This window comes from Pseudomonas maumuensis (assembly GCF_019139675.1).
In the GTDB taxonomy this organism is placed as follows: Bacteria; Pseudomonadota; Gammaproteobacteria; order Pseudomonadales; family Pseudomonadaceae; genus Aquipseudomonas; species Aquipseudomonas maumuensis.
Window position 1 is genome coordinate 3,508,383 of record NZ_CP077077.1, and the last position, 13,748, is coordinate 3,522,130.

A 13,748-nucleotide genomic window follows, 5' to 3' on the forward strand; every position below is an offset into this window, starting at 1 on the left:
GGTGACTGGCAGTGTGTGGCTGCCTCGCCACAATTTATAATAACGATCGTTGCGTTATTATCATCTGCTTGCTAGCCTCAAGTTCACCTGTGTAAACCCACCAGGAGAACAGTCATGCAAAACGCGCTGAAAAAGGCTTATCACGAAGACGGAGCGGTGTTGATCAAGGGGCTTCTGAACCCGAAGCAACTGTCGCGCTGCCGCGAAGCCTACGACTGGGCCGTGCTCAACCACGGCCCGCATGCCACCCGGATGTTCGCCGGGACGGTCCAGCAATCCCACGTCGACAATGCCAACCCACTGGCCAAGGAGCGCCTCGAGGCGCTCGTGGCGGAGCTGCCACTGGGGTCGTTGTTCGCAAATCTCTGGGGCTCGCGGAATGTCTGGTACTTCGCCGAGGAGGTCTTTCTCAAGGCCGGCGGCCAGGGCGCCCGGACGCTGTGGCATCAGGACACCTCCTACCTGCCCTGGGCCGGCCAGCACTGGGGCAACGCCTGGATCAGCTTCGATGCCGTGCCCAAGCGCAACGCCCTGGAAATCATCCGTGGCTCCCATCGTGGGCCGCGCTATGACGGCACGACCTTCACCAACCCGGATGACCCGACCCAGCCGTTGCACGGCAATGGCGCCCTGCCCCGCCTGCCGGATATCGAGGCGCAACGCCGGGAAAACCCGCAGGCCTACGACATCCTGTCCTGGGCCACGGAGCCTGGCGATGTGGTGCTGCTGCACCCGGGCTCCTTGCATGGCGGCGCGCCAGTGGACGAGAACTTCCCAAGCCGACGGACATTCGTGTTCCGTTTCTTCGGCGACGACGCCACCTTCAGCCCACTCCCGGCCCACAGCGATGCCGGTTACCCCCCGCAAGGCGTGCTGTTCAGAAAAGAGCTCGAACACCTGGTCGCGGGCGCCCCGTTCCGCCACCCCACCTTCCGCCAAGTGGTCTGACAGGAGTTCCTCGATGAATGCGAAACCGCTCAAGCGTCAGTCCATCAATCCACCTGCGACCCAGGCTTACTACGACAACTTGCACTTTTCCCAGGCCACCCGCGTGGGTGACCTGATCTGGGTCTCGGGCCAGGTGGGCGTCGACGCGGCCATGCAACCTGCGCAGGGTATCGTCGAGCAGTCGCACCTGGCCTTCCAATCGCTGAAGCTGGTCCTCGAGACAGCCGGTGCCAGCCTGGCGGACGTGGTCGAGCTGACGACGTTTCACACCCACCTGCAAGCCGACATGGCCGCGTTTGCCCAGGTGAAGGATGTGTACTTTCCGGCGCGCTATCCGTCATGGACGGCGGTGGGCATCAGCCAACTGGCACTGGCGCCGTTGAGGGTCGAGATTCGCGCCGTGGCCGTCGCGGGGTGTGGCGACGCCTGAGCGGGGCATGCGCAGGTGGCAAGGCTGCGCCGGGGCGGGATGTTTTATTCACGCAGTTTCTCTATGCTGGGGCCTTTGCACCCGCATCGACACCCGTGCCCGCCCCTTCAACCGACCTCGACAGTTCTGAGCGCCCATGCCTGAGACCAAAGCCCGCCCCACAGCCGCCCCTTCACGCGCAGACGGCAGCGCGCCGGAACCCGTTGCCCGACGCGGCAGGCCTGTCGGCGACCGCGACGCAAAGCGTGCGGAACTGCTGGAGGCCGCGATCACCGTGATCGCCCAGGAAGGCTATGCCGGGGCCTCGATGCGCAAGGTCGCCAAGCAGGCCGGCTGTACCACGGGCGCGGTGACCTATTACTTCGCCAACAAGGAAGACATGATCGGCGAGGTCGCGCAGAGCCTGTTCGACCAGGTCGACCTGCTGCTGGCCACCAACCAGGCCACTCTCGACATCGCCTCGCTGCTTCGCCAATGGCTGCAATGGGTCAACTTCGACGAATCGACCATGTGGCTCTCGTGGTTGCAGTTGCTCGCCCACGCCCGGCATGAACCGGTGTTCGCCGACATCATCAGGCAGCGCTACGCGAAGTTCCGCCAGGTGTTCACCGTGGTGATCGAACAAGGGCAGGCCCAGGGCAAGATCCGCGACGATATTCCGGCCGATGTGCTGGCCGACCAGATCAGCACCATCTGCGACGGCTGGCTGATGATGATGCCCATCGAGCCAGAGCGGTTCAGTGCCAAGCGTGGCCAGGCGCTGCTCGACGCGCTGATCCTGCTCATCTCCCCGCCTAAGGCAGTGGCTAAGGGCCGAGCCAAAGCCCAGTAATCCATCGTGCGGTGGCAACAAGCTGCCTGACGATAACTTCGCAGCGCTCGATCCCAAGGGCGCTGCCACGCTCCCAGCGAATCTCATCCACCGACTCCAGCAAACCTGACCAAGCGCCGTCCAGGGGGTATTCCCTTTGCCGAAAGAGCGCAGTAGTATTTTACATAACTAAGGTTATCTAAATACAAGAACAGGTTGGCCGAGGTGCAGATGGATCAGGAAAACACAGAACTGTCATTGTCGGCGCGGCAGCGGCGCTTGCTCGTGCAAGCACTCGCCAGCGCCACTTTGATCGGCGGTGCCGCCCTCAGCGGACGGGCCATGGCGCAAGCCTTGCGAGCAGAACCCGAACAGGTGCTGGACGTGGTGATCATTGGTGCCGGGCTGGCCGGGCTGACTGCGGCCCGTGACCTGCATCGCGCCGGATGCACGTCATTCGCCGTGCTGGAAGCGCGCGACCGTGTGGGCGGACGCACCTACAACCACCCGCTTGGCAATGGCGTGATCTCCGAAGCCGGCGGGGAATGGATCGGGCCGGGCCAAACCGCGATCTTCGACCTGGCACGCGAGCTCGATGTCGAAACCTTCCCCACCTACTACCAAGGGCGCAATGTCTACCTGGTCGGTGAAGCCCGCTACGAGGAAGACTTGAGCAGCGGCCAGGGCACCCATCACCCGGTGACCGAAAAGCTCAACCAGCTGTCGCGCCGGGTACCCGGCAAGGAGCCCTGGACCGCGGCGGACGCCGAGGCGCTCGACAAGCTGTCGGTGGGCCAATGGCTGGCGAGCCAGGGCATCGACAACGCCAGCCGGCTGACCTTCGACACTTCCATCGGCCTGACCACCGGCACGCCACCCTCCAGCCTGTCCCTGCTGCACTACCTCTCCCTCATCAACTCCGCCGACTGCAGCATGGCAAAGCTCGAGGGCTTCAAGGGCGGCGCCCAGGAGACCCGCTTCGTAGGTGGCTCACAGGTGCTATGCACACGCATGGCGCAGGCGCTGGGCGATCGGGTGAAACTGTCCAGCCCGGTGCGGCGGATCGTCGGCTGGGACCAGGAGATCGTCGAGATCCACACCGACCAGGGGCTTATCCGCGCACGCCAGGTCATCGCCGCCCTGCATCCGGCGTTGTGCAACCAGATCGTCTTCGACCCGCCACTGCCCGATGGCCGCGCCCAGTTGCAACGCCTGTGGCCGTCCTCGGCGCCCATGCGCAAGACCGTGCATGTCTATGCGCGCCCCTTCTGGCGGGACCAAGGGCTCAACGGCCAAGTCATACAGGCCGACGGGCCGCTGATTCTGTCCTGCGACAACTCACCGCCAGACCGCAGTGTCGGCATATTAATGGGCTTCGTGCGCAGCGCGCAGCTCAGTGATGAACCCGGGCAGGCCGCACGCACCCTCGCGAACATCTACGCCAAGGCCTTGGGCGAGGAAGCCCTCGACGTCACACAGTTCCACGATCACGACTGGGCCAAGGTCGACCCCTGGACCTTGACCTGCGTCGGCTCCATTCCCCCCGGTTTCCTGACCCGCTGGGGCCGCTATCTCAAGCCTGCTGTCGGCCGCTTGATCTGGTCGGGCACCGAGACTGCGGACTTGTGGGCCAGCAGCATGGACGGCGCGGTACGCGCCGGTCACCGCGCGGCGCTCGAAGCCCTGCAGGCACTTGCCGGCACCCGGAGGCACGCATGAAAAGGCGCACCCTGCTGCTGGGCAGTGCAATGCTTGCCGCAGGCTTGCTTGGGGTCACGGCCTTCCATGGCCCGGAGCTGCTCGCGGGATACAGGTTCATGAACGCCCTCGATCAGCATTACGCCAGCTATGAGACCAATGGCGGCGCCTGGCCGCAACCCCAGGATGCCTGCTCGCTTTGCCATGGCGTTCGCGGGCAACCGCATAACAGCCTCTACCCCGCACTCGCTGGGCAGTCGGCAGCGTACATCCAGGCGCAGCTTCAGGCGTTTGCCCAGGGCACGCGACACAGCGCGCAGATGCAGCCGCTGGCGGCAGCCCTGAGCGATGAACGGATCAAGGCCTTGGCCGAATACTTCGCCCGCCAGGTTCCCCGGGTGACCGACGCACCGCCCCCCGATGACGCCTTGCGGGCCCGCGGCCAGGCCAGTGCCGCCGCCCGAGGCTGCACCGCCTGCCATGGCGAAACGCTATCCGGTGGCCCGGTCGGGCCGCGCCTGGCAGGACAAGGGCAGGCCTACCTGCTGGAGCAGCTTGCGGCGTTCAAACGTGGCCAGCGCAGCGACCCCAGCGGCGCCATGAACGCTACCACCGCCAGCCTTTCCGAGGAGGAGCTCCAGGCCCTGGCGCACTACATCGCAGGGCTCGCGCCGAGCACTCGATAAACCGAGAGCTGCCGGTCTCGAACAGGGCCACCGTCGCGACACGCTGCCCGTGAGCAGTTGTGCCACGGCGACCGTCGGGTCTGTGCGGTGTAGATCCGACACTAAACATAACAACTGTTGCGTTAATGTATTCCGCGCTCTACAGTCCGCCATAACAACAAGTACAAGCCTGGGCCGCCAGGCCCGGAGACCTCATGAACCATCAGCATTTCGACACCTTGATCATCGGCGCTGGCCTGTCGGGCATCGGTACCGCGTGCCAGCTGGCGCAGGAGTTTCCTCAGCGCAGCCTGGCGATACTCGAGCGGCGCGCCTGCATGGGCGGCACCTGGGATCTGTTCCGCTACCCGGGTATACGGTCCGACTCGGACATGCTCAGCTACGGCTACAAATTCCGCTTGTGGCGCAGCCCCAAGGTGCTCGCCGACGGCGCCTCGATCCGCCAGTACATCCAGGACACGGCCAGGCAGCATGGCCTGGACAAGAAGATCCATTACGGCGTGAAGATCACCGGCGCCAACTGGTGCAGCCAGCAACGCCTGTGGCAGGTCAGCGCCGTGCATGAGGCCAGCGCAACGGTGCGGCAATACAGCTGCAAGTTCCTGCTGTGCTGCACTGGCTACTACAACCACGACGAAGGTTTCCTGCCGAGCTTTCCCGGCGAGGAGGCGTTCAAAGGGGTGCGGGTCCACCCGCAGCACTGGCCCGAAGACCTGGACTACACCGGCAAGCACGTCGTGGTGATCGGCAGCGGTGCCACCGCAGCCACGCTGATCCCGGCCATGGCCGACAAGACTGCGCATATCACCATGCTGCAGCGCTCCCCGTCCTATATCTACTCGCTGCCTTCCACCGACACTCTCACCGCCGCGCTCTCGCGCATCATGCCCACCCGCTGGGCCTATGGCCTGGCGCGCAAGCGCAATATCGTGCTGTATCGGGCGGCCTATATCGCCTGCCGGCAATGGCCGCGGCTGATGCGCAGGATCATCCTTTCGCACGTCCGTCGCCAAGTCGGCCCCGATGCCGACATGCGCCACTTCACCCCCCATTACATGCCGTGGGACGAGCGCCTGTGCGCGGTGCCCGATGGCGACCTGTTCAAGGCCATCCGCAGTGGCCGGGCCTCGGTCGAAACCGATCACATCGAGCGCTTCAGCGAAAACGGCATTGTGCTCAAGTCCGGCAAGCACTTGCCGGCCGACATCATCATCGCGGCGACCGGTCTCAGGCTTCAGGTGCTGGGCGGGATGGCCGTGTCGGTGGACGGCACTCCCTACCCGATCGGCGAGCAGATGACCTACAAGGGCGTGCTCCTGGAAAACCTGCCGAACCTGGCCTGGATCTTCGGCTACACCAACGTTTCCTGGACGCTCAAGGTCGGCCTGGCGGCCAAGTACCTGTGCCGGCTTTTCCACTACATGGACCAGCAGGGCTTCGATGTCGTGACCCCTCGCGACGATGCCGGCAACGCATTGGACGACGGGATCATGAATTCGATGAAGTCCGGCTATATCCAGCGCGACCAGCAGTTTCTTCCGCGCCAAGGCAAGGCCTACCCGTGGTTCGTCTTCATGCACTACGGCCGCGACAAGAAGATGCTGCTCAAGGATCCCGTTGAAGATCCGCGCCTCGCCTTCCTACAGAGCACACGGGAAATCCCTGCCCCACGACCTTCCCGCGTCACCGGTTGACCACACCCTGTTCCCGTTCACCTGGCTACGGCCAGCGTGGCCGGGGCATGACAACAAGAAAGGTAGAACCCGATGCAAGGCCAAATGATGACGCTGCCGCTGACCACCCCTTCGCTGCTCGAACATGCCGAGCGCTATCACGGCGACACGGAAATAGTCTCCTGCACCCTTGAAGGTCCCGTTCATCGCTACACCTACGCCGATGCGCACCGGCGGGCCAGGCAGGCCGCCCACGCGCTGGTCCGCCTCGGCACCGGGCCCGGCAGTCGCGTGGGTACCCTGGCCTGGAATGGCTACCGGCATTTCGAGCTGTACTACGCGATATCGGGCACTGGCGCGATCACCCATACCATCAACCCCCGGCTGTTCCCCGAACAGGTGGCCTGGATCATCAATGACGCCAAGGACGAGGTCGTGTGCTTCGACCTGAGTTTCGCCGCACTGGTCGAGGCCATCGCCGCCGATTGCCCGGGCGTCAGGCACTGGGTGGCGATGACCGACCGTGCGCATATGCCAGCCCTGCGGATCGCCAACCTGCTGTGCTACGAGGAGCTCTTGGCGGCCGAGTCGGCGGACTTCGCCTGGCCTGCGCTGGATGAGCATTCGGCGGCGGCGCTGTGCTACACCTCGGGAACCACCGGCAACCCCAAAGGGGTGCTCTACTCGCACCGCGCCACCTTGTTGCATGCGCTGGCCAGCGCGCTGCCGGACGCGCTGGCGCTGTCTGCGTGCGACGTCGTCGCCCCGGTGGTGCCGATGTTCCACGTCAACGCGTGGGGGCTGCCTTACTCCGCGCCACTGGTGGGCGCCAAACTGGTGTTTCCGGGCGCCTGCCTGGACGGCGAGAGCATCTTTTCGCTCTTCGAGCGCGAACGCGTCACCTTCTCGGCCGGCGTGCCCACCGTGTGGCTGAGCCTGCAGCAGCATATGCGCCAGCACGCGAGCCGCCTTCCCCACTTGCGGCGCATGATCGTCGGCGGCGCCGCCTGCCCGCCGGCGATGATGCGCAGCTACGAGCAAGAGTTCGGTATCCAACTACAACACGCCTGGGGCATGACCGAGCTGTCGCCGATGGGCACGGTGAACACACTCAAGGCCTCGCACCTTGGCCTGGATGACGAGGCGCGCTTCGCCATCGGCGTCAAGCAGGGACGCCCGCCGTTCGGCATGGACCTGAAAACCGTGGACGACCATGGCAACGAGCTGCCGCGTGACGGCAAGACCGCGGGCGCCCTGTTGGTGCGTGGCCACTGGGTGGTCGAGCAGTACTTTGGCAGCGAGGCAAGCCCGCTGGTGGATGGCTGGTTCCCCACCGGGGATGTCGCCACCCTCGACCCCGACGGTTTCATGCAGATCACCGACCGCGCCAAGGATGTGATCAAGTCCGGTGGCGAGTGGATCAGCTCGATCGACCTGGAAAACATCGCCATGGCTCACCCTGCGGTCGCCGAAGCCGCCGCGCTGGGGATCGCCCACCCGAAGTGGGATGAGCGCCCGTTGCTGGTAGTGGTGCTCAAACCAGGCCAGGCCGTGAGCCGCGAAGCGTTGCTGGCCCATTACGCCGGCAAGGTCGCGCGGTTCTGTTATCCCGACGATGTGGTGTTCATCGAGGCATTGCCGCACACCGCCACCGGCAAGGTCAGCAAGGTGCTGCTGCGCGAACAGTTACGCGACTACCGCTGGCCGACCCCCAGCCAGCGCGAGGTGACGTCATGAAGGCGCAGCTGCATACCCGTGAAATCGACCCGGCAGAGGGCCGCTGGAAAAGCCGGCTGCTCAACCTGCTGCTGCGCCTGCTGGTGAAGTCCGGGCATGGCCGACGCATCGACATCCGCAAGCTGCGCAAGCAGTTCGAACGGCTCGATGGCCAGGCGCCCAAGACATTCCCGACCGATGTACACCGCTCCGACGTGAACTGCAACGGCGTCGCCGCCCAATGGCTGACGCCGGCCCATTGCCGACCTGAACGGGTATTGCTGTACATCCATGGCGGCGCCTTCGTTGCCTATACCCCCGAGGTCTACGCCGCGATGGTCGCGAGCTGGTGCCGGCCACTCAAGACGCGGGCCTTGATGCTGGACTACCGCCTGGCCCCCGAGCATCCGTTCCCAACCGCACTGCACGAAGCGCTGGACGCATACCGCTGGTTGCTTGGACAGGGCTTCAAGGCCAGCGACATCGTCGTCGCCGGCGACTCCGCCGGCGGCAACCTGGCGCTTGCGCTGCTGCAACGGCTACGTGACGAAGACGCGCCCCTGCCGAGCTGCGCCGTGCTGCTCTCGCCATTTCTCGACTTCACCCTCAGCGGCGCGAGTGCCTTGGACAATGCGCGCCATGACCCGATCTTCACCCCGGCCTTCGCCATCGGCATTCGCGGTTTCTATGCCCCCGCCGAATCCCACGGGCAGCCGGCGGTATCGCCGCTGTTCGGCCGCTTCGATGGCCTGCCGCCGCTGCTGTTCCAGGTAGGCAGCACCGAGATGCTGCTGGATGACTCGGTGCGCGCCGCCGCCAAGGCCTCGGCGGCCGGCGTGCCGGTTCACCTGGAGATCTGGAAGCGCCTGCCCCATGTGTTCCAGATGATTGCCGCCCTGCCCCAGGCCCAGGCGGCGCAACGCAACATCACCCGTTTCGTCAACCAGTACACCGCCTGGGACGGCTAGCCCGCCCGCTCGCCTCCTCTACCTCGCCACCCACTCGAGAACAACAAGATGGAATTCGACTACCTGATCGTCGGCGCAGGCTCCGCCGGCTGCGTCCTTGCCAATCGCCTGAGCGCCGACCCCGGCGTCACCGTGGGCCTGATCGAAGCGGGCCCCGAAGACCGCTCGCCGCTGATCCACACCCCCGTCGGCGTGGCCGCGATCCTGCCGACACGGCATGTCAACTGGGCGTTCAAGACCACTGCGCAGCGGGGTCTGGGCGGCCGCCATGGCTACCAGCCTCGCGGCAAGGTGCTCGGCGGCAGCAGCTCGATCAATGGCATGGTCTATATCCGCGGCCATCACGACGATTACAACGACTGGCACGCGCTGGGCAACGAAGGCTGGTCGTTCGACGATGTGCTGCCCTACTTTCGCAAGAGCGAGATGCACCATGGCGGTGACAACGACTACCACGGCGGCGAAGGCGAGCTTTACGTCGGCCCCGCGCATCGCCATGTCGTCACCGAGGCCTTCGTTGAAGCAGCCCTGCGTGCCGGACACGGCTTCAACGAAGACTTCAACGGTGCCCGGCAAGAGGGTGTCGGCTATTACGACGTGACCATCCGCGATGGCCGGCGCTGGAGCACGGCCACCGCATTCCTGAAACCGGTGCGCCAGCGCCGTAACCTCACGGTGCTGACCAACACCCATGTCGAAAGCATCGTGCTCCAGAGCGACCGAGCCACTGGCGTGCAGGCACTGGTCAAGGGCACACGAGTCCACCTGAAGGCGCGCAAGGAAGTGCTGCTGGCGGCGGGAACCTTCGGCAGCCCGCATCTGTTGATGCTCTCGGGCATCGGCCCACGGGCCGAGCTCGAACCCCAGGGTATCGCCATCAAGCATGAGCTGCCGGGGGTTGGCCAGAACCTGCGCGATCACCCCGATGTGGTGCTGTGCTACAAGAGCAGCGATACCTCGCTGCTGGGCGTGTCCCTGGCGGGCAGCCTGAAGATGGGCAAGGCGACCTATGATTACCTGCGCCACCGTCGCGGCCCTTTGTCCAGCAACTGCGCCGAGGCCGGTGCATTCCTGAAGACCGACGCGGCCCTCGCCCGACCGGATATCCAGCTGCATTCAGTAATCGGCACGGTCGATGACCACAACCGCAAGCTGCACTGGGGCCACGGCTTCAGCTGTCATGTCTGCGTGTTGCGCCCCAAGAGCATCGGCAACGTGGGCCTGGCCTCGCCGGACGCGCGTGTCGCCCCGCGCATCGACCCGAACCTGCTCGCCCACGACGACGACGTCGAGACCCTGCTCAAGGGTTACCGCATGACCCGCGAGATCATCGCCCAGACACCGATGGCCAGCTTCGGCCTGCGCGACTTCTACAGCGCCGGCCTGCACAGCGATGAACAGCTGGTCGAGTTGTTGCGCAAACGCACCGACACCATCTACCACCCGGTCGGCACCTGCAAGATGGGCCAGGACGACATGGCCGTGGTCGACAGCCAGCTACGCGTTCACGGCATCGAGGGCTTGCGAGTGATCGATGCTTCGATCATGCCGACGCTGGTCGGCGGCAATACCAACGCCGCCACGATCATGATCGCCGAGCGCGGCGCCGAGTGGGTCGCCCAGGGCTGATATCGTTCAACCACCCATCCACATCGCCACCGCCCAACGAGCAATCCGGCGGTGGCGTCCTGTGTGAAAGCTCCACCAGCCTGCCCCTGACGCAGCACCCCGGAAAAAAAGGCGCCCCGAAGGGTAATGCCAGTCAGTTAAGCGATAGGGGCCGCTTTGCGGCCCATCGCCGGCAAGCCGGCTCCCACAAATACAGCGCAGGCCTCACTAAATGCGCGGTCCCTGTGGGAGCCGGCTTGCCGGCGATGGGTTGTGTAGCAGCCCCAGTGACGCTAACTGACAGGTATTACCCCGAAGGGCGCCCAAAAGGGCATGACGATCACGGGAGCAGCGTCAACTCGGAGCGACTTCGTCATGCCCGCCCAGCACACCGAGCCTCAGCGCAGCATCAGACGCAGCAGCGCCTGGGTGAGGCGACCGTAGGGCGGTTTGAGCAGGAAGCTGCCGTTGCGCTTGGCTTGATAGAAAATCGGCCGCATCTTGCTGAATGTCTGGAAACCCTCTTCGGCGTGATAGTGGCCCAGCCCCGAGTGGCCGACCCCACCGAATGGCAGGTTCTCCTGCAGCACGTGCAGCATCACGCTGTTGACCGAGACACCGCCGGAGATCGTCTGTCGCAGCAGCGTCTCGACACGCCCCTGGTCCTCATCGAACAGGTACAAGGCCAGTGGTCGTTCGTGGGCGTTGATGTAGTCCACCGCCTCTTCCAGCCGGCGATAACCGAGCACCGGCAGCACGGGCCCGAAGATCTCCTCCTGCATGATGAGCATGTCGTCGCGCACGTCGAACACCAGATGCGGCGCCAGCTTGCCGACCCGGCGGGCGCCTTCGGCGTCGGCCAGGGCGACGACCCGCGCGCCCTTGTCGCGGGCATCGGCCAGCAGGGCTTCGACCCGTGCCATCTGGCGCGGGTTGATCATGCAGGTGTAGTCCGGGTTGTCGGCCAGCGGTACCGGGTAATGACGGCTGACCGCCGCGCTCGCATGCTCGATGAACGCCTCTTCGCTGCCGGCCGCAGGAACAGATAGTCCGGGGCGACGCAGGTCTGCCCGGCATTGAGGCACTTGCCCCAGAGGATGGTGTCGGCGGCTTTGCGCAAGGGGTAATCGGGGGCCACCAGTGTCGGGGACTTGCCACCGAGTTCGAGGGTCACGGGGGTGAGGTTCTCGCTGCAGTTGCGCATGACCTGCCGGCCTACCGCAGGCGAGCCGGTGAAGATCAAATGATCGAACGGCAAACGCGAGAAGCCGTCGTTGATACCGGGACCTGGCTGGATGACCGCTACCAGGTCCTCGGCAAAGCGCCTGCCCAGCAGCTCGGCCAGCAGCCGCCCGAAGTGGCTCGAATCGCTGGCGACCTTGATCATCGCGCGATTGCCGGCGGCCAGGGCGCCGCACAGCGGCCCCAAGGTCAGGTAGAGGGGGTAGTTCCAGGGCGCGGCAATGCCGATCACCCCGAGCGGCTGGGCGAGCACGGCCGCACGCCCGGGCTGGAACCAGAGACCGACTCCGCGCTGGCGCGGTTTCATCCAGCGTTTCAGGCTTTTGATCGCATGATTGATTTCGCTGACCAAGCCAAAGATGTCCAGCAGTTTGGTCTCGTGTACCGAACGGTGGCCGAAGTCGCTGGAAATGGCCGCCGCGATCGCATCTGCGTGCTCCAGTACCAGCGCCTTGAGCGCTTGAAGGTTGGCTCGACGTGATACGTACGAGGGATAGCGTGCTTCGGCAAACGCCTGGCGCTGGAGGGTAAATACCTCGCGCATGCGCTCGACCGCCGGCGCGACTTGTTCAATGGACATGGGATGTACTCCGGGGTGGATTGCAAGGCTGCGCAGAGCCCGCGAACGGCTGCATCAACGCGCGCAGGCCTTGGCGCGCTCCAGGGCGAAGAAGGCGTAGTACAGCTGGATCATCATGTACGACCAGGTGACCAGGGCGATGGACAGGAAAATCGCCTTGGTGTCGTCGCCTGGGATCGGGTAGAAGTCGTAGATGCATGCCACGATCAATCCCGATATCGCCGCGACGGTCACGCCCAGCGCATGCAGGTGCTCACCCGCGCGGGCCAGCCTGGCGATGAAGTACGCCAGGTAGGCCGAATAGGCGCACCACATGACGACATAGAAGTAAGGCAATGGCTTGGCCATGAAGTCGCTCTTGATCATGACCAGCGTGCTGGCGAAGGTGATCGCGAAGATCGCCGCGTCCTTGAGCTTCGAAGGCTTGTAGTTGTGGGTCACCGCCATCAGGCCGAGCACCGTGACGATGGGGATGCCGAAGCCTCGGGAGAAGGCATCGCAGAAGAACGAGATGCCATAGGAGATCTGCGATTGGGTCAGCAGGAAGATCAACAGGTTGCTGCCGGAAAACGCGACGATCAACCACTCCATCCCCAGCAGGAAATTGCCCTTGCGCAGAAACTTGATGCCATAGATGCCCCCGGACGCGATCAGGAGCACACAGGTGAGCAAGGCGAAAACATCTTTGGTTTCCATAGCGAAATTCTCTTTTCTATAGGATTCGGAACGTCATTTCGGCGCAGCGGCGAGCGAGGCAAGGTAATGGGCGAGCGCCTTGCGATCCGCCGGTGACAAGGTTGCGCTGATCGCCTTCATCGACCCGCTCGGATCGGTCCGCCGCCCCTCGGCAAAGGCATCCAGTTGTGCCAGGAGGTAGTCGGCGCCCTGCCCGGCCAGGCGGGGGAATGGCCCCTGCCCCAGCAGATGCTCACCATGGCAGGCCATGCAAGCGCCCGCCGCCGCCAGCTTGCCGCCTTGCGCGCGCAGGGCTGGATCGGAGTCGAACCCGTGGTTGTCGAGCGCCGGCTGACGCGCGTAGTAATCGCTCAGTTCGAGGATCTGCTTTTCGGTCAGGCTCATGGCCAACGGCTGCATGTTCGGGTTCATGCGCTGGCCACTGGCAAAGTTGTGCAGTTGTGCCTTCAGGTACTCGGCGGGTTGCCCCGCCAGGCTCGGGTAACGCTGGTGCAGGGAGCTGCCTTGTTTACCATGGCAACCCAGGCAGGCATCCGCCGTGTGTGGCCAGGGCCCCTCTGCCTCGTAGGCCTGGGTGGTGGTGTCGAGATAGTCCAGCAGCCGGTACAGCCCAAGCAGGTCGCGCCCGAACAGGGCCAGCAGTACCACCAACGCTGCGCCGGTAGCCAACAACAGTTTCTTTTTCATGACCA

General features: G+C 64.7%; 11 protein-coding genes and 1 pseudogene. 9 read left to right on the forward strand and 3 right to left on the reverse strand.

From position 1 onward, the window contains the following. Nucleotides 1-114 precede the first annotated feature (114 nt). The 9 genes from KSS90_RS15575 (at nucleotide 115) to KSS90_RS15615 (ending at nucleotide 10,559) form a co-directional block, all read left to right on the forward strand. Nucleotides 115-948, forward strand: coding sequence for a phytanoyl-CoA dioxygenase family protein (locus KSS90_RS15575; protein ID WP_217866287.1), 834 nt, complete (start codon nucleotides 115-117; stop codon nucleotides 946-948). Nucleotides 949-961: 13 nt separating this feature from the next. Continuing rightward, on the forward strand, nucleotides 962-1,378 hold the full coding sequence (locus KSS90_RS15580) for a RidA family protein (protein ID WP_217866288.1): 417 nt from the start codon (nucleotides 962-964) through the stop codon (nucleotides 1,376-1,378). 136 nt (nucleotides 1,379-1,514) lie between these two features. Continuing rightward, on the forward strand, nucleotides 1,515-2,210 hold the full coding sequence (locus KSS90_RS15585) for a TetR/AcrR family transcriptional regulator (RefSeq protein WP_217866289.1): 696 nt from the start codon (nucleotides 1,515-1,517) through the stop codon (nucleotides 2,208-2,210). A 210-nt stretch (nucleotides 2,211-2,420) separates the two neighbouring features. Then, nucleotides 2,421-3,908 (forward strand): flavin monoamine oxidase family protein, encoded by a 1,488-nt coding sequence (locus tag KSS90_RS15590; protein WP_217866290.1) that lies wholly within the window; start codon nucleotides 2,421-2,423, stop codon nucleotides 3,906-3,908. Continuing rightward, nucleotides 3,905-4,573 carry a c-type cytochrome gene (locus KSS90_RS15595; RefSeq protein ID WP_217866291.1) on the forward strand — a complete coding sequence of 223 codons (669 nt, stop codon included), beginning with the start codon at nucleotides 3,905-3,907 and terminating at the stop codon, nucleotides 4,571-4,573. Before KSS90_RS15590 ends, KSS90_RS15595 begins: the two co-directional genes overlap by 4 nt. Nucleotides 4,574-4,767: 194 nt before the next feature. Further along, nucleotides 4,768-6,267 (forward strand): flavin-containing monooxygenase, encoded by a 1,500-nt coding sequence (locus KSS90_RS15600; RefSeq protein WP_217866292.1) that lies wholly within the window; start codon nucleotides 4,768-4,770, stop codon nucleotides 6,265-6,267. Nucleotides 6,268-6,339: 72 nt separating this feature from the next. Beyond that, nucleotides 6,340-7,983 (forward strand): 3-(methylthio)propionyl-CoA ligase, encoded by a 1,644-nt coding sequence (locus KSS90_RS15605; RefSeq protein WP_217866293.1) that lies wholly within the window; start codon nucleotides 6,340-6,342, stop codon nucleotides 7,981-7,983. Continuing rightward, nucleotides 7,980-8,930 carry an alpha/beta hydrolase gene (locus KSS90_RS15610; RefSeq protein ID WP_217866294.1) on the forward strand — a complete coding sequence of 317 codons (951 nt, stop codon included), beginning with the start codon at nucleotides 7,980-7,982 and terminating at the stop codon, nucleotides 8,928-8,930. Before KSS90_RS15605 ends, KSS90_RS15610 begins: the two co-directional genes overlap by 4 nt. 48 nt (nucleotides 8,931-8,978) lie before the next feature. Beyond that, nucleotides 8,979-10,559 (forward strand): GMC family oxidoreductase, encoded by a 1,581-nt coding sequence (locus tag KSS90_RS15615; RefSeq protein WP_217866295.1) that lies wholly within the window; start codon nucleotides 8,979-8,981, stop codon nucleotides 10,557-10,559. A gap of 377 nt (nucleotides 10,560-10,936) precedes the next feature. Here the strand turns inward: KSS90_RS15615 and KSS90_RS15620 are convergent. From KSS90_RS15620 to KSS90_RS15630, 3 genes and pseudogenes are all read right to left on the reverse strand, one after another. Then, nucleotides 10,937-12,360: pseudogene (locus KSS90_RS15620) on the reverse strand (coniferyl aldehyde dehydrogenase). A gap of 54 nt (nucleotides 12,361-12,414) precedes the next feature. Beyond that, nucleotides 12,415-13,056 carry a hypothetical protein gene (locus KSS90_RS15625; protein WP_217866296.1) on the reverse strand — a complete coding sequence of 214 codons (642 nt, stop codon included), beginning with the start codon at nucleotides 13,054-13,056 and terminating at the stop codon, nucleotides 12,415-12,417. A gap of 33 nt (nucleotides 13,057-13,089) precedes the next feature. Further along, nucleotides 13,090-13,743 (reverse strand): c-type cytochrome, encoded by a 654-nt coding sequence (locus KSS90_RS15630; RefSeq protein ID WP_217866297.1) that lies wholly within the window; start codon nucleotides 13,741-13,743, stop codon nucleotides 13,090-13,092. Nucleotides 13,744-13,748: the final 5 nt, after the last annotated feature.